The sequence below is a fragment of the Geminicoccus flavidas genome, from assembly GCF_009806515.1.
GTDB classification, from domain to species: domain Bacteria; phylum Pseudomonadota; class Alphaproteobacteria; order Geminicoccales; family Geminicoccaceae; genus Geminicoccus; species Geminicoccus flavidus.
In genome coordinates, this window is sequence record NZ_WUJP01001095.1 from 1 (window position 1) to 474 (window position 474).

The window sequence follows — 474 nt, forward strand, 5'->3', positions numbered from 1 at the left end:
GTCATTGCCGTTGCCACCGACCAGTTGGTCGTCCCCGCCACCCCCGGCAAACGTGATTCCCTGCGTGCTGCTGGCCTGGTTGCCGAACAGGTCGAACGCATAGAGTTCGTCGTCGCCCGCCGTGCCGATGATGCCCTCAATGTTGCTCAGCGTGTCGTCGGCCGCACCGCCCGAACCGTTGACCAGCCAGCCGAGGATGCCGCCGCTCTCGTCGGAATAGTCTGCGACGTCGAAGCCCTCCCCGCCATCAAGACGGTCGGTGCCGGACCCGCCGGACAGCACATCGTCGCCGCCCTCGCCCAGCAGCAGGTCGTTGCCGCTCCCGCCATGCAGGACATCGCTGCCGCCCCCGCCATAGAGGTCGTCACTGCCATCCCCGCCGTACAGGATGTCGTTGCCTTCGTCTCCCCAGATCCGGTCGCGGTCTCCGCCACCATGGAGGATGTCGTCGGCATCGCCGCCGCTCATCAGGTC

1 protein-coding gene is annotated in these 474 nt (G+C 67.3%); it reads right to left on the reverse strand.

All coding sequences use genetic code 11. The features are described 5' to 3' along the window. The coding region (locus tag EQG76_RS30970) for a calcium-binding protein (RefSeq protein ID WP_321573538.1) at nucleotides 1-474 on the reverse strand (474 nt) is incomplete at both ends.